2 protein-coding genes are annotated in these 21,156 nt (G+C 49.7%); both read right to left on the reverse strand.

Features of this window, described 5'->3' with window-relative positions; genetic code table 11:
- Nucleotides 1–20: 20 nt before the first annotated feature.
- On the reverse strand, nt 21–19,718 hold the full coding sequence (locus G9G54_RS09315) for an SDR family NAD(P)-dependent oxidoreductase (protein WP_165177471.1): 19,698 nt from the start codon (nt 19,716–19,718) through the stop codon (nt 21–23).
- Nucleotides 19,702–21,156 (reverse strand): KS-MAT linker domain-containing protein (locus G9G54_RS09320; RefSeq protein ID WP_165177473.1); only part of this gene is annotated, 1,455 nt, incomplete at its 5' end. The genes G9G54_RS09315 and G9G54_RS09320, both read right to left, overlap by 17 nt.

Here is a 21,156-nt window from a genome sequence, read left to right on the forward strand (position 1 = left end):
ACAAATACCGTGTTGGCTGTCTACGAGTGTAATTGGTTGAATAACTGGTCGGCCTGTTCAAAATCCAACTCACCCTGCAGTACTTTCTGTAACAAGGCTTGCATGGGCTGCTTAGGCTTCGGCTCTGTAGGAGCCTGATTCGTATCTCCCGCCGACTTGTTCAATTCCTTTGCCAAAAATTTGGAAAATTCTTTAATGTTAGGATAATCGTACACTCTGGTTGCTGGAATAGCTGTTCCAAAGCGTTTATTCACAGCCTGCACCCACTCTACACCTATAATAGAGTCCAGCCCCATATCAATAAATTGATCGTCCCGGCCAATATCCATTTCATTCATACTCAAGGATTTCGCAAGACTTTCTACCAGTTCCTTCTCCAATGCTTCTATCCGTACAGCCGTTGGCGCATATGTCGAACGCTTTGCCTCATCCCTGGCAGCGGGCGGCGACGAAGAAGGCTTGGCCTCAGGTTGCGGCGGGGCAGGCTTGGATTCTGCCAGCGCGGCTGACTTTTCTGGCTTATCTGCTACCATCTGGATGTTGGAAACGGAGCTTAGCAAAATGCCCTGCGGTTTTTCAGGTACTTTCGCCAAAGTCTGTCTCTGCACATTATCGTTGCTATGGTTAACTGCAGGAGGGCTGGAAACGAGTTCTTGTACCGACACCTCGACTACAGGAGATTCCGCCTCGACGTCCGGGGACTCGCCCCCGCGCGCGAAGATCCAATAGCTCTCCTTGGCAAATGGATACGTAGGCAGACTAATCCGACGAGGGCTGGTATTCTCATAAAGTCTAGTCCAATCGAAGAGCAGCCCCTTAACCCAAAGCTCCGCCAGCTTTGTATACTTACCCTTGCTTATCCAACTATCCACCATTTTTGCCATGTCTTCGTCCGCCTCAAGAACAGCTAGGATGTCTTTATTCTTCTTTGCCTGACCCAAATATAGCCCGTCGATATCCTCATTCCCCGCTAAAAAGCTCTCCAGCTTTTCTGTAAGCTCACGAGTAGACTTAACTATGACTGCTAACCGTTCTTCCATGGCTTCCCGTCCCACCTGCAGAGTAAATGCTATATCCTCCAGGCTGGTTTGCGAGTATTCCGGCTCTTTGAGTTCAGCCAGCAGCCTGTGTACCTGTTCATCCAGTCGCTCTTTATTCCTCGCCGACAGCACGATCATTACCGGATTTTGCAGTGAAGTGGCAGCCTGTCTAGTCTCCTGCTCCTCAGGGATATATTCCTCAATGAGCACATGTGCGTTGGAGCCTCCGGCGCCAAAGGAGGAAATACCTGCGATTCTTGGGTATTCAACCGTCTTCCCATTCATTGTGACGACGGGTCTTTTCCACTCCCCCAGCTCCTGCTGAACTATAAAAGGACTATCGCTAAAATTGATATTCGGGTTTAGTGTTTTTGAATGCAGCGAAGGCACGATTTGTCCGTATTTGAGCTGAAGGAGCACCTTTGTAACTCCGGCAATCCCTGCCGCGCTCTCACAATGCCCAATATTTGATTTTGCCGATCCGATTGCGCAAAACTGCTTGTCCTCCGTGTATTCCTGGAACACTTTTTGCAATCCGGCGATTTCAATGGGGTCACCTAAGGATGTCCCAGTGCCATGCGCTTCGATGTAACTAATGGTTCTGGGGTTAATTCCTGCTTTCTTAAAGGCCCTCCCAATGACACTGGCCTGCGCATGGGGATTCGGAACTGAGAATCCGTTTGTCTTCCCTCCATGATTCACCGAGGTCCCCTTTACGACCCCATATATATGGTCGCCATCTGCAATAGCTTTGGCCAGTGGTTTGAGCAGTACGGCTCCTACGCCTTCTCCCGGCACATATCCATCTCCGCCTTGTCCAAAGCTTTCGCACCGTCCTTTACTCGATACAAACCTGCCTTGCCCAAGCATCAGGTATTTGTTCGGATGAATGGATACATTGACGCCGCCAGCAATGGCAAGCTCACACTCGCCTTGTTGCAAGCTTTGGCAGGCCAGATGAATGGTCGTCAATGAAGAAGAACACATGGTGTCCACAGCCATGCTCGGACCGTGGAAGTTACAGAAATAAGATACCCGATTTGCGATGGAAGCCGGATTGCCAGGAACGGCAATCATTCTGCCCCTAGCTTGTTCCTGCGCCCCATAAAGCTGGTATTCTTCATACATGACCCCGACAAAAACGCCCACATTCCTATCCAGCCCAAGGCCCCGCTCCAATCCAATCGATTCCCGTGTATAGCCTGCATCCTCTATCGTTTCATAGACACATTTCAGAAATAGACGCTCCTGAGGATCGATGATCTGTGCTTCTCTAGGAGAGATATTGAAAAACATGGGATCAAACTGATCCACACCTTTAATAAAGCCTCCCCACTTGCTGTAAGTTTTTCCGGACTGGTCCCTGTCCTCGTCAAAGTGCATACTGTGATCCCAGCGGTCTTTGGGGATTTCCGTAATGCAATCCTTCCCATCGCGCAGATTGTTCCAGAATTCCCGGATATTTTCTGCATCGGGATACATGCCCGACAGACCAATAATGGCAATTTCCTCCGATCCGCCTGCTCTTTCCGGTTGCGGTTGGAAACTTGTCTGAACTGGCATGAAACGCGATTGCTTCCGACTATCAGAAAGTGACCTTACCGGGTCGTTTTCCACCGTAGAAGGCTTGAAATCTTTCGTAGCGTCCTCTGTCTCGATTCCAAGTAATTTAATCAGCTGCTTCTGGTGGACTTTGAGGAAATATTGGGTCAATTCCCGGATATTCTGGTATTCAAAAAATAAAGTTTTGGGCAGTGTTCCAAACGTTTTCTCCAACTCACGGGTTAGCTGTTTAATCATAATGGAATCAATGCCATACTTCTCCATAGGGGCATCGGTTTCAATCTGCCTTGCCGGCAGCCTGATGGATGTAGAGAGCAATTGCTTTAAATAATTTGCCGCTTTTTCGGCAAGCAGGTCTTGTCCGATGACCGAACCCATCTCGCTTTCCCTTATCATAGAGGAGGCATCTCCAGCCTGATCCAGGGACGGTTGCTGCAGGAGCGTTTCTCTTAGCTGACTGGCATGCCCTTCCAACACCATGACTTGATTCTTTTCGGAAGCCAGGCTCTGATACAAAGCCCGAATTCCTGCACCATTCTCCATTGCAAACATCCCCATCCCTTCCATGATCTTTTCTGTTTCCCCATCAATACGCATTCCGCCTTCTTTCCAGAGCGGCCAATTGACTGAAATCGTCCGCCCCTGGCGTTGTGCTCGCTCTACCAGCGTACTGCGGTACTTGGCATAGGCGTCCATAAAGGCATTGGCAGCAGCATAGTCAGCCTGTCCTATATTCCCGAGGCTCCCTGCAACGGATGAAAAAAGGATGAAGAAGTCCAGCGGAATTTCCTTACAAGCCTGATCCAGATTCACCAAGCCCGTAACCTTTGGTGCCAAAACGTTTTGCAATTCCTCCCGTGTTTTTTTAATAATGAAATTATCGCTAACCATTCCTGCGCTATGCACAATTCCGTCCAGCTTCCCAAACTCTTCCTGAATATCCCGAATCAAAACTTCAACCGCCCTTTTATCGGCGACATCGACTTGCCGGAATACTACTCTTGCACCTAAAGCCTCTATCTCCTCAATCCTTGCTTTGGTGTCACCTCGAAGCGGGGAGCGTCCGACAAGAATTAAAGTAGTATCTCTGGCCTGTCGTGTAATTTCTTCGGCAAAAATCAAACCGAGACTTCCGGTTCCGCCGGTAATCAAATATACTCCCCTGTCTTTCCACGGAATGCTGATCGCTTCCCCGGAGGCTTTAATTTCCGTCCATACGGCAACATGCCGTCTACCTTGTTGATAGCGGATATATGGTTCTATAGAGCTGCGACTGTTTTCTTGCAGGATATTTATCATACCTGCTGAATCCTGCTCCACATCCATTTCTATCAGCTGGCCAACCAGTACTGGATTCTCCAGCCATGCTGTTTTTAAGAGTCCGGAAAGTCCCGAGAATACCTGTTGGTGATCCTGCACCGGAACGACAAGCTGAACCAATGTTTTGCCTTTGGATTCCGTTTTAAGAATATGTTGAATTGCCTCAAACACCTGTGTCGCATAAGTCCTAAACCGTGCATCAATGCTCTTCTCTTCGGATTGGAGAATGAGGCACTGCACCCCGTTCATTTGCGATTCAATAATTTCCCCGGAAATATATCCCGGTTCGCATAAAATTACCAAATGCTGTTGATAGTCAGGTGCTGTTCCTTCCAGAGCAATCGCTTGTTCTTCCCACACAGGCTCAAGCATCAAAGTCTCAGGTGCAGTCCATTCATCTGGGCCCCCTGTTCCTCCTTCAGCAACTCGTGATGAGAATCCCTTCATTCTCACACAAACATTCCCCTGCTCGTCACACAAATCGATATCTAACTTTTGCAGCGAGCCATTTTGCCTGCTGTCTTCACTATTACGGATCCAGGCCCACATCTCTGATGTGCATCCGTTAAACACCTCAAGCTCTTCCAATGCAAATGGTAAAGCTGGCTTAATGGAAGCTTTGCGATCACCTGTACTCATAATCAAGCCTATCGTCGCCTGAAGAGCAGAATCCATCAAGCTAGGGTGCATCACAAACTGTTCCATCGTAGGGTAGACGGAAGAAGGCAAGGACAACTTGGCAAGCGCTTGACCCACCCCGATATATATTTTCTCAATTCCCTGGTGTCCCGGCCCATAGGAAACCTGCATCGCTGCAAACGCCTCATAGCACTGACGGGATGAGAAGGAGCCCAGACTGCACTGCTCCAGCAAGGTTTCAATATCTATAGCGGGGATCTCTGCCACCGGAACAATTACTGCCCTGCCTTCACTATGCACCACCAGCTCCGTGTCCGTTGCTCCAGACTTGCTGTAAATTTCATAGGCGATCTCCCCGCCATCTTGAGGATAGAGCCCAATACTGACGTCCACCGACTCCTCCCCAACCACAACAGGCCGGATCCAATCCACATCTTTTAACCGGATGGACGTCCACTTGTCTTCTGGAGATCCTGCAACCTGCTCTACTGCCGCCCGCGCCATTTCAAGGTAGGCCACTCCAGGCAAGAGCTTCTGCCCCCTTATCACATGGTGAGACAGGAAAAATTCCTTCCCCGTAAAAATGGAGCTGAACTGCAGTCCATAAATATTGGACGTATTGCGCTGAAGTAGGGGATGAATGCCGACTGCTGTCTCCCTTTCCAGCACTACACCGCTTGCTCCAGTCCGTTTATTGATATCGGTTATGCAATATCGTTCTTTGGCAAAGGGATAGGTTGGCAGACTGATACGGTTTGGTTTAGCCTCTCCGTACAACAGGGCCCAGTCAATAACGACTCCTTTTACCCAAAGGTCTGCGATTTTGCCATAGCTGCCTTCGCTAACTAACACATCAATCGCCGTGCCCGCACCCTCTCCGTCTTCACGAGCTCTATTTTCTTCTCTATGGCGTTTGGCGTGTCCCACGTATAAGCCGTGGATACCATCCCGGCCTTCCACAAATCCTTTTAATTTCTCTTCTAGCTCCCGGAGAGAGCCTGCAACGAAAGCCAAACGTTCTTCCATCGCTTCGCGCCCCACCTGAAGGGTATACGCTATATCTACCAGACTGCTGTCTGTGAACGGATGCTCCCCGATTGCAGCTAGTAATAGCTGCGCTTGCTCTTGCAGTTGTCCTTCACTCTTGGCTGACAGCACCACAATAGCCGATTTTGGAGTGGTAAGGGTAATAGAATTCTGCTCCTGCCTTCCAGGAATATATTCTTCGATTACCAAATGGGCATTGGCACCCCCGAATCCAAAGGAGCTAACACCTGCTCTCCGAGGAATATTTTCCCCTAGAGTATCCCGCTGTGGCTTCCACTCCTGCGCCTCCTGAACGATATAGAACGGACTGCCTTCAAGTTTTATATAAGGATTAATTGCATCACAATGAAGGCTTTTGACCAGCTTTTTATGCTTTAACTGAAGCAGTACTTTTATGACACCCGCGATTCCAGAAGCCAGTTCCAGATGTCCGATATTGGTCTTCACCGAGCCCAATCCGCAATGGGATTCTGTGATTCCGGGCCCCTCTGTGTTCTCATAAAGCTCTTTGAAAGCTGCTTTCAGCCCGTTAATTTCAATCGGATCGCCCAGCTCGGTGCCTGTCCCGTGGGCCTCAATGTAAGAGACAGTCCTTGGATCGATTCCGGCCTTTGTATATGCATTTACCAATACATCCGCCTGAGCCCTCGGATTAGGAGCTGTCAGGGAATTGGCCCGGCCTCCGTGATTGACGGCAGTACCCCGAATCACACCGTAAATATGGTCTCCATCCTTCTCTGCATCCTTCAGCTTTTTCAGGAAAAGCATGCCGGCCCCTTCACCACGCACGTAGCCATTGGCCTTATTGGAGAAGGTTTTGCATCGACCGTCCTCACACAGCATCCCTGCTTTGTTAAAGCTGATATGGAGTTCAGGTGTGATAATCACATTAACACCACCCGCAATCGCCATCTCGCAGCTTCCATCCTCTATGGCCCTAACGGCTCGGTGAATGGCCACCAGTGAACTGGAGCAAGCCGTTTCGACAGGCTCGCTCGGACCATGAATATTAAGGAAATAGCTCATTCGATTGGGCCCAACAGACGGTGCCATACCGCTGGAGGAATACGCCTCGACACCCACATTTCCCTGATAGATCATACCGCTGTAGCCACTGTTCGCGGTACCTACAAAGATTCCTGTGCGGGTTCCCGACAGACTCCCAGCCTGAATGCCTGCATCTTCAATCGCCTTCCAGATATAGGTCATCAACAGACGCTGCTGCGGGTCCATGAGTGCGGCTTCCCGTGGTGAAATTCCAAAGAATAACGGGTCAAACTCATAGATCCCGTCAATAAACCCGCCCCACTTGATGTTTGTTTTATTGGCCTCCTGCTCAGGGTCACCGTAATACGTCTTCCAATCCCAGCGATCTTCAGGGATTTCAGTGATACAGTCCCTGCCTTCCTCAAGATTTTTCCAAAACTCATCCACATCCCGGGCCATGGGAAATACACCGCTCATTCCCACGATGGCAATGGGTTCAGGAGCAGCCTGAGTCAGCTGCGGATTGGACAACACATTCCCGCCTGCAAACCGGAAACGCTGCCGTCTACCGCGGGTACTGTCTTCCCTACCATCCTCCACGGCCTGCACAGCAGGCTCAGTCCGGGCATGCACGGCAAACTGCTCGCCAAGCACGGCATCATATTCGTCCACCAAATATCTGGTGAAGTCATGAATCGTTGTGTATTCAAAAAATATGTCCGGCGTCAGCTCAAGCCGGTATGAGTGATTGATGTTGTTGGTAAATTGTGTGAGCAGGATGGAATCGAAGCCATACTCACTCATTTCTACATGTGCATCAATATCTTCAAGTTTGACTTTCAGCAATTTTGACACGGCCTGTATCATAGCGGCCTGCACCTTGTCCAGCAGATCTGGTACGGCATTGCTTTCAGAGGAAGCTTCTGAAATTCCTGTCACCTTTTCAGGCTGCCTAGTCTCTGGAGTCGTGATTAAACCCATGGTTTTCTTCATTTTTGCAAGATTGCCTTCCATCACCATAACCTGATCAACGCCTGCGGTCATGCCACGGTACAAGGCCTGAATGCCGGAAGAGGTTGACATGCCGCTCATGCCTGTACGCTGCCTTACCAGCTTCTCCGTCTCCTCATCAATACGCATCCCACCCTCTTTCCATAGCGGCCAATTGATGGATAGCGTTTGACCCTGTCGCTGCTTAGATGCTATCAGAGTGTTCCGGTATCCGGCATAAGCATCCATAAACGCATTACCTGCAGAATAGTCTGCCTGTCCCTGATTACCTAATCCTCCGGCTACAGACGAAAATAGAATAAAGAAGTCAAGCGGCAAGTTCTTGCTCGCCTGATCCAGATTCACTGTCCCTAATACTTTGGGAGCGAGAACCCGCAGTATCTCCTCGCTATTTTTTTGGAGTATGCGGTTGTCGCGAATGACTCCTGCACTATGAATGATGCCATTGATGTTTCCGAATTCCTCCTGAATTTCCTGGATTAAATCGGTCACCGCCTGCTCCTGAGTCACATCGACCTGTCTGTATATGATTCGTGCCCCTAATGCCTCCATTTTCTTTATCTCAGCCCGTTTGCCCTCATCCAGCGTGGAACGCCCCGTTAAAATCAAGACGGCTTTATGAACTTTATCCGTAATCTCTCTGGCAAAAATGAGTCCCAATCCACCGGCACCGCCGGTAATCAGGTACACTCCGCCATCCTTCCACGGGTTACCCGTTGCTTCCTGAGAGATGTGAACTTCGTTCCAGCAGGAAACCCACCGTGTGCCTTTCTCGTACCGAATCTGGATATCCTCGAGGCTACGGCTGTTTTCTTTTAAAATGTCTATGATTGCTCCCCAGTCCTCATCCTGTCCCAGTTCTATTAACTGACCTACCAGTTTTGAATGCTCAAGCCGGGCCGTTTTTAAAAGACCGGAAAGTCCCGAGAAAAGCTGCTGCTCCTCCTGTCCGCTTATGGCAATCTGGATCAGCACCTTACCATTGGGTTTTTCCCTGAAAATGCTTTGAATCTCTTCAACCACCTGGACGGCGTAACACTGGAACTGTTCCGCGATTCCGTTTCGGTCGGGTTGCAGTACAATGCATTGCACGCCGTCCATCCGAGCTTCAACTTGTTCACGGGAAAACCCGGACGGCTGGCAGAGTAACACGACATGGCGATCATATGCAGGCATTTCGGCCTCTAGAGCAATCCCTTGCTCTTTCCATACGGGTTCAAGCATCAAGTTACTAGAATTAGACTGAACATCCGAGGAAATCGAGTCCCTATTCAGGATTCTTGATGAATATCCTTTTATCCTGACACAGATGGCTCCGGTTTCGTCGCTCAGGTCAATATCCAGCTTCTGTGCCTTTTCCTCAGCTATACCGTCTGCATTATAACGAATCAACGCCCACATGATGGAACTGCAATTTTTTATAATTTCAACTTCTTGAATGGCGTAAGGCAGAGAAGGTTTGATCTCGCCAGACCCCAGCGTCAAGCCTATGGTTGCCTGCAAGGCCGAATCTATCATACTTGGATGCAGGACAAATTGGCTTTGGTTGTCAGAAACGGAAGACGGCAAGCATAACTTAGCCAGCACTTGACCCTCTCCCGCATACACCATCTCAATCCCTTGATGTCCAGGGCCATAATCCAGTCCCATATCCCTGAAAACTCTATACAGTTGTGTGGGATCGAAGTTCCGACTGCATACATTCTGCAAGTCTTTAATATTCAGTGCTGGGACTTCCGCAGCCGATCTTCGTGCAGCACTGCCGTAGCTATATATCACAATCCCTGCATCAGCTTCTTCGCTCTCCCCATATATTTCATAGGAAATCTCTTGATGATCATCCAGGAAAAGTCCGATGTGTAGCTGTAGTGGCCCATCCTCTACGATAATAGGCCGTGCCCAAACCACGCTTTTAAGGCAAATTCCGGTTGGCCCGCCCTCATCAGATCCTGTTGCCTGATCCACGGCCGCCCGGATCATTTCAAGGCAAGCAGCCCCGGATAGAACCTTGCGTCCATTCACCACATGATCCTTCAAGAAAAACTCCTGGCCTGTAAAAGTCGAACTGAACCGCTGTTCCGAGAAATCGGAGGTGTTTTGATGCAGTAAAGGATGGAGCGAAGTAGCAGTGACAGAAGTCATGCCTTTGCCTGCCTTGCTGTCAAGCTCAGGCGCCCAACAGCGTTCTCTCGCAAAAGGATAGGTCGGTAGACTGATCCGGTAAGGTTTGATGTCCCCGTACAGCTTGTTCCAGTCAATAGTTAGCCCCTTTACCCACAACTCCGCTATTTTTTTTAGTTTTCTCTTCTTGATCCAGGTTTCAAGCAACGATTTGGCATCTTCATCCGCCTCAAACACCACAATCCCGTCTTTGCTCTTTTTCACCTGAGCCGTTAGGACGCCAGCAAGCGGATCATGATTCACAAATCCTTCCAACGCTTTTAGCATTGCCTCTTTTGAATCTGCCACAAAAGCCAGCCGGTAATCCATCGGCTCGCGGCTCACTTGCAGCGTATATCCCATATCCGAGAGGTTAAGATTTTCCTGGGATGCAATAAAGCTTCTCATTCTTTCGGCATACGTTTTTAGTTGCTTTTCACCTTTCGCAGACAAAACGAAGAGAACGGGATTATGGATATCGGCGGCTGTTGGTGATGTCGCAGATGTTCCCGTCCCGGGACGATATTCTTCAATAATAAGATGGGCGTTCGTACCGCTAAATCCGAAAGAGCTCACAGCGGCGCGCCTTTTGTCCCCGCGGGAAGGTTTCCACGCGTTCAATTCTGTATTGACATAAAAAGGAGAATTATCAAAATCAAAATGCTCATTCGGGTTCTTGAAATTCAGTGTCGGTACTAGTTTTCTATGCTTCATGCATAGCAACACCTTTTGCACGCTTGCTATGCCCGCTGCTGCAGAAGTATGCCCGATATTGCTTTTTACCGAACCTATGGCACAGTAGTTCTTCTGATCGGTTTTTTCTTTAAAAGCGGTTGATAAAGCTTCCAGTTCAATAGGGTCGCCCAGCTTGGTTCCTGTCCCATGCATTTCAACATAGCTAATGCTTTCAGGCTCAATCTGATATTTGTTGTATATTTCCCGCTCCAGCTCAATTTGGCTGTTAGTGCTTGGAGCGGTAATCCCGTTGGTTTTTCCATCTTGATTGATTCCGGACCCGATAATAACTCCGTATATATGATCCCGATCAGCTTCAGCATCCTTCAGCCGCTTCAGAACCAGCGCCCCTACTCCTTCCCCTGGAACAAAGCCGTTGGCGCTATTGTCAAACGCTTTACACCGACCATCTGGCGACAACATTCCGGATGCAGACATACCTACATACGATTCAGGAGTCAGATATAACGACACCCCGCCAACCAACGCCATTTCTATCTCTCCGTTAGATAACGCCTGGCATGCCAGATGGGTTGCCACCAGCGATGAGGAGCATGCCGTATCTACGGATATGGCCGGACCTTTCAGATTGAGGAAATAAGAGATGCGAGCCGCAGCAATAGCGTTACTGTTCCCGGTAGTATTGGTGAACTGCGCTTGATGCTTGTACCGCAGCATACTATATTCATTATTTAAAATTCCAAGGTATACCCCGCATTTTTTATTTCCCAACTGTGAGCCACTATAGCCTGCATCCTCAATTGCCTTATATGCTTCCTGCATAAAGATGCGCTGCTGAGGATCCATCCCTTCCGCCTCGGTAGGAGAAATATTGAAAAATAACGGATCGAAATATTCCATATCCTCTAAAGCACCCAGCCACTTGCAATTGATTTTCCCCTCTTGCGCTGGACGAGGATCATAATATTGGCTTACATCCCAACGGTCCTTCGGGATTTCAATAATGGAATTTTTGCCTAGAGAGAGATTATCCCAATATTGCTGCACATCTTCCGCACCAGGATATCTTCCCGAAATCCCGACAATTGCAATTACGTCTTTATTTTCCGAAGGTAAAGGCGATGAATCCTCTGCTACCTTTACCAGGTGGAATGGCTCGGAATCCTCCTTAGGAGATAGCCTTGGGGAACATTGCATCGTGTCAGGTCTCTTCGAATGGACTTTCGCAATAGGCTTGTCCGTGTCCGGGACTGCGTTCAAGGACTGTTGATTGAAGCTTCCTCCATGCTTATTGATTTCTTGTGCCAAAAATGTAGCGAACTGGCGAATGGTCGGATAGTCGTAGACCTTGGTCGCTGCTATGGATGTGCCATATCGTTTATTTATGTTTCGAACCCACTCTACGCCTATAATGGAATCTAGTCCGGTATCTATAAAGTTTTTATCCGCCTCGATCTCGCTCCGTTCCATGTACAAAGCCTCTGCCAGGCTTACCGTCAGTTCTTCCTGCAACAGCTCTGCAGAGGCGCTACACTCAGCCATGCTGGCCTGCGCCTGCTTTTCAAACGAAATCGGCATCAAATTCACCTGAATGGAAGCCTCTGCCGATTTCTCCGGCTCTAATGCAACGGATGACGGTGAATACTCTGCTGGAGAATGATCCGAAATAGACTGGGCAGAGAATGGCGCAATTGATTTGCTCAACAATTCCTTCTCTACAAATTTGCTAAAATCCCGGATGGTTGGATAATCGTAGACTTTTGTCGCTGTTATGGATGTATTGTAATGCTTATTAATGCTACGAACCCACTCTACGCCTATAATGGAATCCAATCCAAGATCAACAAAGTTTCTATCCGAATCGATATCGCTCCGATCTATATATAAAGCCTGCGCCAGGCTTGTTGTCAGCTCCTCCTGCAATATTTCCGCCGATATTGCAGAAGGAATAGACGACAGCGCTCCCGTCTTCTTCTCATCCTCTAATGTGTGCGATGTCTCCTCCAGTGAAGTTAACATGATCGTTGTCCCCTCCTGGTTGGCAGACTTGCTTAGGTGCGGCTGACGGTCCAACAAATTCGGTAAGGATATGGCGCTTGGTTTTTCAGAACTATTCAAAAAACCGGATTGTATTAGGGCTGTTGGCTGCATCGCATGAGTCTGGACGGGAATTGCCTTTTCCTGAGCTTCCGTAACGGCTCTTTCTACAGAAGAGACTCTTTCTACAGAGGGACTCATAATATCCGTGATCCAGTACCGTTCCCTCGCAAAAGGATAGGCCGGCAGGCTGATTCGCCGCGGCTTGGCATCCCCATAAAGCAGGTTCCAATCCATCGACAATCCCTTGACCCAGAGATCAACAACCTTCGAATATTTCCTTTTCCCTATCCAGGCAGCGATCGTTTTGTCTATGTCTTCATCTTCTACCAGCGCCGTCAGCGCCTCCTTATTCCGTTTGACCTGACCCCGGTATAACTCAGGGATTCCGTCCCGTCCTTCCAGGAATCCTTCCAGCTTGTCCACCAGCTCCTGCATAGACCCTGCAATCACTGCCAGCCGCTCTTCCATGGCCTCGCGTCCCACCTGCAGAGTGTATGCCACATCGGCCAGACTGCTTTCGCTTTGCTGTCCTTCCCGCATAGCAGCTAGCAATCTCTCGGCCTGCTTTTTCAGTCGTTCTTCATTTTTGGCTGACAATACGATGATCGCAGGCTTTTGAGCCGTAACGCTCATCGGCATCTTCTCTTCCGCAATGTACTCTTCGATGATGACATGTGCATTGGAGCCCCCCGCTCCAAACGATGAAATCCCAGCAATCCTCGGATATTCCCGCGTCTCTCCATCGATCTCAACCACCGGTCGTCTCCATTCCCCCAACTCCTGCTGGACGACGAACGGCGTCTGACCGAAATGGATGTTCGGATTCAATTCTTGGGCATGCAGGCTGGGAACCAGCGTCTGGTTTTTCATCTGCAAGATGATTTTCTCCACCCCGGCGATGCCCGCTGCTGCCTCCAGATGTCCGATGTTGGACTTCACAGAGCCTATGGCGCAGAATCCCGTATCCGGCGTATCCTTCCTGAATGCCTGGGTCAGGCCCGTCACTTCAATCGGGTCTCCCAGCTCCGTGCCTGTCCCGTGGGCTTCAATATAGCTGACCGTCCGCGCATGTACCCCCGCTCGCTCCAGGGCCGCCCGGATCAGTTCTCCTTGGGCTGTCGGGTTCGGCACCGTATAGCCGTTGGTCTTACCTCCATGGTTAATGCTCGTCCCCCGAATCACCGCATGGATAAGGTCCCCATCAGCGATCGCCTTGGACAGCGGCTTTAATAGGACGACCCCCGCGCCTTCTCCAGGGACAAACCCATTGCCTCCTTTGCCGAAGCTCTTGCATTGCCCGTCTGCTGACAGCATGTGGTTGGCGCAAAGTCCCACATAACTGAGCGGATGGAGATACAGATTTACTCCGCCTGCAATAGCCATTTCGCATTCTCCGCGGTACAGATGCTCACAGGCTTCATGAATCGCGGTCAACGAGGACGAACACATCGTATCGATCGGCATGCTTGGCCCTTGCAAATTAAAGAGATACGAAATCCTGTTGGCCACTGAACTAAAGGATGTGTGAGGGTATATTTGCGTTCCTTTTCTCCATAAATCCAGTCCGTATAGATCGAAGCCCGTTTTGGTAATTCCGGCAAATACGCCTACCCGGCGGTTATGCCGCACCGCAAGCTGTTCCCGGGTGTAACCCGCGTCCTCCAACGCTTCCCAGCAGGCTTCAATGAACAGCCTTTCCTGCGGGTCCATACCGAGTGCTTCCCGTGGCGCAATATTGAAAAAGCGCGGATTGAAATCCGCAAATCCTTCGATAAAGCCACCCCACTTGCTGTAGCTTTTTCCATTCGCCACCGCTTCCTGTGAATCAGGATGGAAGAACCCTTCCAGCGTCCAACGCTCACTTGGGATTTCGGTGACACAGTCCTTCCCTGCTTTTAGATTTTCCCAATATTCGTTCATGTCCCTGGACCAGGGATACTTTCCAGCCATCCCAATGATCGCTATCGGCTCACGCATTTCCGCAGGGGCAGACCCAGCCAAGCTTCGGACAGGCTTCGCTGCCGCCTTTGCCGCAGCCGGCACGGCTTCTTCCTCGGCGCACAACGGTGCCGCAAGTATTTCCTCTACAGGCTGCATGTCATGGCTTATTCCGGTCCACTGCATGCACTCCTGCGGGTATTCCGCCACAAAATATTCCGTCAAGGCGTGCAAGGTCTGGTACTCATAAAACAACGTCTGGGACAGCTCTCCAAAGAAGCCCGCCAGCTTGGCATTCAGCTGGGTAATCATGATCGAGTCGATTCCATACCTCTCCAGCGGCTCATGGGCTTCGATGCTGCTGACGCTCAGCCGAGTCACCTCTCCCAAAAGCACCTTGAGTCGATATAAGGTTTTATCGTAGAGCTGGCCTGCATCCAGCTTAGGGGTTACCTGATTAGAAATAGCTACTTGGATGGCACGGACGCCGGCTTGTGAGACGCCTTTCGCCAAGTAGGCCTCGATTTTCTCAGGCTCCCCTTCCATGACCATCACCTGCTCCTTGCCGGAGGCCAAGCTTTGATACAACGCCCTCATTCCCGACCGGGTCTGCATGGTTGTAATACCCATGTTTTGCGTCATGATCTGTTCCGTGTCCGCATCGATCCGCATTCCGCCCTCTTTCCATAGCGGCCAGCGGATGGATAACGTCTGCCCCCGCCGTTGCTTGGCCCCTACCAGGGCATTCCGGTATTCGGCGTATGCGTCCATAAAGGCATTGGCCGTCGAATAGTCAGCCTGTCCAGGATTGCCCAGGCTGCCCGATATGGAAGAAAAGAGCACAAAGAAGTCTAGGTTCTGGCCGCTGCTTGCCTCATCCAGATGGACCAGTCCGCTCACCTTCGGTCCCAGCACCTCCAAAAATTCTTCACTAGTTTTTTTAATGATGAAATTATCGTGAATCACCCCTGCGCAGTGGATGATCCCATGGACACGTCCAAATTCCTGCTGCATGCTGTCCAACAAACCGATAACGGTGTTTCTGTGGGTGATATCCGCTTGCCTGTACACCACGCTGGCGCCTGAAGACTCCAGCTCCTGCAGCTTCATCTGCTTGTCTCGGTCCAGCGGCGACCGCCCCGTCAAAATGAAGGTCGCTGCTTGCGTCTGCCGGGCAATCTCTTCTGCAACCAGCAGTCCCAGACTGCCGGAGCCGCCGGTGATCAGATAGACCCCACCGTCTCTCCATGGAAGCCCCTCTTCTTGCCCAGATGTTTCAAGCCTGCTCCAGCAAGCGATTGTCCGTTGTCCGTTCTCATAGCGAATCCAGCCATCCATCGGGCTACGGCTGTTATCCTCCAGCTTCGCCAGGATGACTTCCGCCTGTTCTCCCTGTTCCACTTCGATCAGCTGCCCGATGAATTTCGGGTTTTCCAGCCGGGCTGTCTTCAACAGTCCCGAAAGTCCCGAAAAGAGCCGTCCTTCCCCGGCGTTCCGCACCACAATTTGGACCAGCACCCTCCCCTCAGGCTTGTCTTTGAGTATGCTTTGAATGCTCTCAAAGGCCTGAATAGCATAGGCCTGGAACCGTTCATCAATCCGGCTCTTCCCGGATCGAAAGGCAAGCACCTGCACAGCTCCGTTCAAACTCGCTTCGAGCCGCTCGTGCAAAGCTTCGTCTGGCTCACAAAGCAAGACCATTCGCCGATCATAGGCAGTGACTTCGGCTTCCAGCGGTACATCCTTATTTTTCCATGTAGGCTCAAATAGCAGTGTACGACTACTCGTAACGGCAGGCGCTTCCGCAGCTCTGGCGACCGTTAATTTTGGTTCACGCTCTGCCGCTCTGCCGCCTGTAATTTCGTCCTCACTCCTAGGCGCCCAATACTGCTCTTTTGCAAAAGGATAAGTTGGCAACGGAATCCTAGAGTACTGTTCATTTGAAAACAAGCACTCAAAGTCTAACGAATATCCCTGAACATACAGATCTGCAATCGTAGTCAAAAGCTCCAAATACTCGCGGGTATCGCTTGCGTTTTGACAATTGTAAATACATTCATCCCCGTATCTTTTCAAAGATGTTTGTATGCGTTGATCTTTTTCGTGCAGTTCAGAATGATAAACTTGAGAAGCACTGCCCTTTTCCAGCCACTTTTTAAGGGACATGACAAGCTCGCCTTGATTACGGGCAACACATGCAAGCCGATGATTACAGTGCTTTCTCCCAAGCAATAATGTATAGCTCATATTACCGCAATCCGCCATAGGCTCCTGTTCACAATAAGCGAGCAGTTGCTCTACCTGCTGGCGCAATTGTTTTGAAGTTCGTGCCGACAGCGGAATGAAATAACCTGGCTTTTCGGAATGTCTCCGTTCCGTCTGTGGAGCCTCTTCTATGACCATATGAGCATTCGTACCGCTGGCACCAAAGGAGCTGACCGCTGCACAGCGTCTGACTCCAGGCTCAACTTCCCAGTCCTGCAGATACGTATTGACATAAAAAGGACTATCCGCAAACTGAATGTTTGAATTGCCCGACCGGAAATGAAGTGTAGGAGGAATTTGCTTATTCTTTAATGACAATAACAGTTTGATCATTCCCGTAATTCCTGCCGCAATTTGCGTATGGCCAATATTCGTCTTAATGGACCCTATGGCGCAATATTCCTTCTTGTCGGTATACTTTCTAAAGGTTCGAGTCAGTGCCTGATATTCAATGGGATCTCCCAATTTGGTGCCAGTTCCATGTGCTTCCACCATCTGGATTTGCTCTGGGTGGATATGAAATGTATCGTATACATTTTGCTCGAGTCGCTCCTGAGATTTCTGGCTTGGCGCAGTAAGTCCATTCGTGGTACCGTCCTGGTTGATCGCTGAGCCTGAAATCACTCCATAGATGTGGTCTCCATCAGCAACAGCTTCATGAAGTCGCTTGAGCACAATTGCGCCAAGCGCCTCTCCCGGAACCATTCCATCTGCCCTATCATCAAAGGTATAGCAGCGTCCCGATCGAGACAGCATCCCTGCCCGGTCACCATATAAATAGCAGCGAGGGGTCGTATGAATATAGACACCACCAGCTAAAGCCATATCCGTTTCTCCAGTCCATAAGCTTTGGCAGGCCAGATGAACTGCAACTAACGAACTGGAACAAGCTGTATCTACAGCTATTGCTGGTCCGTGAAGATTCAAGTAGTAGGAGATTCTAGCGGGAATCACGGAACCCATATGACCCCAAAGCGCTTGTGGAGGCAGGTCTTCACCCAGCAATTGTTGGTAATCTCCCTCGGCACAGCCCACATACACTCCACAGCGGCGACCCTCCATCCCTGTCCCCGCATAGCCAGCATCCTCCAGAGCATGCCACGCTTCCTCCAGGAACAATCGCTGCTGCGGATCCATATAGGTCGCTTCCAATCCTGAGATATTGAAAAAAAGCGGATCAAACTTATCAATATCCCCCAAAAAACTGCCGTGATTGCAGTAACTTGCATGTTTTTCCTGATATTTCGAAAGATCCCACCGGGTTACCTCTTCCACTAAATCGTCACCGTTCTTAAGGTGATTCCAAAGCTCATGTACATTATCAGATCCAGCAAACCGCCCGCTCATTCCAATAATCGCAATGGGCTCCCTTGGTGTTAAAGCTTTCTCTTTATCCTTCTTATTGGGTCTGTCCTGCTCAAAGGATATACTTGCCGTTTCAACGGGATGAAGAATATGATCCGTGTCTTTAGGTTTTTGGATGTCGCGACTTGCATCTTCCATGTTGTCTATTGGATTAGCGCTCTGGTCCAAGACTTGTGAAACTTTATCTCCATATTGGCTTAAAATGTATAGCGTCAGTTGTTTTACCGAACTGTAATCGAAGATGTCGGTAGTTTGCAAATGAATCCCCAGCCCCTGATTGACAGCCTGCACAAAGTTGACGCCAAGAATGGAGTCCAGCCCATAATCTGCGAATGACTCATGAATATCAATCATAGTAAAGTCCACATTCAAAGCCTCTACCAGCTTCCCTACGATAAGCTCCTTGACATACTCTTCAGCCATCTCGCTTGTTACATCAATATCTGATCGAATTCCTTCGTCACGCTGTTTCATTTGAGATTTGTCGTGTTCAGGCTCCTGTTTGTTCCGAATCATACCATCGCTTTCCGCCACAATAATTTGTTGACCTATATCATGCGCTTCCTGAGCAGGGAAGAAAACGGACCGGAAACCCTCCATTTCCAATACCTTTTGCCAACTTTCGGGATATAACCCGGGAGAGCCTGGAATGCGCAGCTCCGGGTCATTATAAAGCCACCATCCCTCTAAAAGGCCAAAGGATAGATGGTTTAACAGAGAGTTACCGCTGATTTCATTTATAAGAATCAGACCGTTTTCTCGCAGCGCCGCTTTGACATTGCGTAACGTTTGGCGAATGTTCCGTGTGGCGTGCAATACATTGGTGGCAATCGCAATATCATATCCACCTGTATCAATATCTTGTCCCTGAGCCGACTCTTCCACATTAAAAATCTGATAAGTCAGGTAAGGATTTTTCGGACCGTACTCTTTTTGTGCATGTAATAAAAATGCTCTGGATTTGTCGGTATAGCAATATTCTTGAATATGCTCCCGATAAGGTTCGAGCTTCTGGAAGACCAAAGCGCTAGTACCTCCAGTGCCTGCACCAATTTCAATGATTCGAATCGGTACCGACGGGTTATGCTTGATTCGCTCATTTAGATAGGAAACTACGATATCTCCCAGCACTTCATTAAAGTAATCCGCTGCAGGACTGTTCTTATATATACCTTCTACCAGTTTCATGGAGGAATTAGGAAAAATGATATCGGTGGCTGGTATCTTCCCGGTTAAAATTTCCGGCAGCTTGCGCAAGATCGATTCTACCAAAAATACCCAAGCTGAGAGATCCGGATTTTTCAGCCATGCCCCTTTCTTCCATTCCCACTCCTTCCATACAGCCTGCAAATCGACCGAAGCAGTACCCGCTACGCTATATGACTCTCCATTGCAGTACAAATACTGATTCCGTACCAAAATCTCTATGCTTTCTTCAAGCCAACGATCGTATAAATTCAGTAAGCCGTTTTTTGTTTTAAAATCCGCGATCATAGCTTTCTTTTCCATTTGCGCATATGGACATAATCCCATCAAGCGCAAATGGCTCCATAACAGCCTGCATAAGATATCATTCATTTCCTTCATCTGTAAGCCTCCATTCCCGTTCAGTCCCTCGTGTCGCTCCATCCTGTTCCGAGTAAGCTTTGCTGTCGACTGTAGTCGAGGACATTGTCTCGTATGCAGCCGCTAGATAAGAAAGATCTGGCATCTTCTTTATTTTTACACTGGCAGAAATATGACTCTGGATGTTTTGGATATACGAAGGAATAGCTTCGGGATTTGAAGCATCGATGTCTTCCTTATTCATTTCCGAAACATTTGCCGTTTTGGCAAGTGCCTTTTGGGCAATGAACGAATCTGTTGGCTTTACAGCATCTGCAGATTCAATGGAAGCCGATTTAGTTTTAATATCCGTGATCCAGTACCGCTCCCTCGCAAAAGGATAGGCCGGCAGGCTGATTCGCCGCGGCTTGGCATCCCCATAAAGCAGATTCCAATCCATTGCCAGTCCCTTGACCCAGAGATCAACAACCTTCGAATATTTCCTTTTCCCTATCCAGGCAGCAATCATTCTCTCCATGTCTTCATCTTCTACCAGCGCCGTCAGCGCCTCCTTATTCCGTTTGACCTGACCCCGGTACAACTCAGGGATTCCATCTCGTCCTTCCAGGAATCCTTCCAGCTTGTCCACCAGTTCCTGCATGGACCCTGCAATCACTGCCAAGCGCTCTTCCATGGCTTCGCGTCCCACCTGCAGCGTGTAGGCCACATCGGCCAGACTGCTTTCGCTAAGCTGTCCTTCCCGCATAACGGCTAGCATTCTCTCGGCCTGTTTTTTCAGTCGTTCTTCATTTTTGGCTGACAATACGATGATCGCAGGCTTTTGAGCCGTAACGCTCATGGGCACCTTCTCTTCCGCAATGTACTCTTCGATGATGACATGTGCATTGGAGCCTCCCGCTCCAAACGATGAAATCCCGGCAATCCTTGGATATTCCCGCGTCTCTCCATCGATCTCAACCACCGGCCGTCTCCATTCCCCCAGCTCCTGCTGGACGACGAACGGCGTCTGACCGAAATGGATGTTCGGATTCAATTCTTGGGCATGCAGGCTGGGAACCAGCGTCTGGTTTTTCATCTGCAAGATGATTTTTCCAACCCCAGCGATGCCCGCTGCCGCCTCCAGATGTCCGATGTTGGACTTCACAGAGCCTATGGCGCAGAATCCCGTATCCGGCGTATCCTTCCTGAATGCCTGGGTCAGACCCGTCACTTCAATCGGGTCTCCCAGCTCCGTGCCTGTCCCGTGGGCTTCAATATAGCTGACCGTCCGCGCATGGACCCCCGCTCGCTCCAGGGCCGCCCGGATCAGTTCCCCTTGGGCTGTCGGGTTCGGCACCGTATAGCCGTTGGTCTTGCCCCCATGGTTAATGCTTGTCCCCCGGATCACCGCATGGATAAGGTCCCCATCAGCGATCGCCTTGGACAGCGGCTTTAATAGGACGACCCCCGCGCCTTCTCC

Origin of the sequence: Paenibacillus sp. EKM212P (assembly GCF_011066115.1) — a bacterium.
Lineage (GTDB): Bacteria > Bacillota > Bacilli > Paenibacillales > Paenibacillaceae > Paenibacillus > Paenibacillus polymyxa_B.

Excerpts from the sequence above, each read along its gene's own strand:
- G9G54_RS09315 (WP_165177471.1), bottom strand. The coding sequence starts at position 19,718 with ATGAAGGAAATGAATGATATCTTATGCAGGCTGTTATGGAGCCATTTG.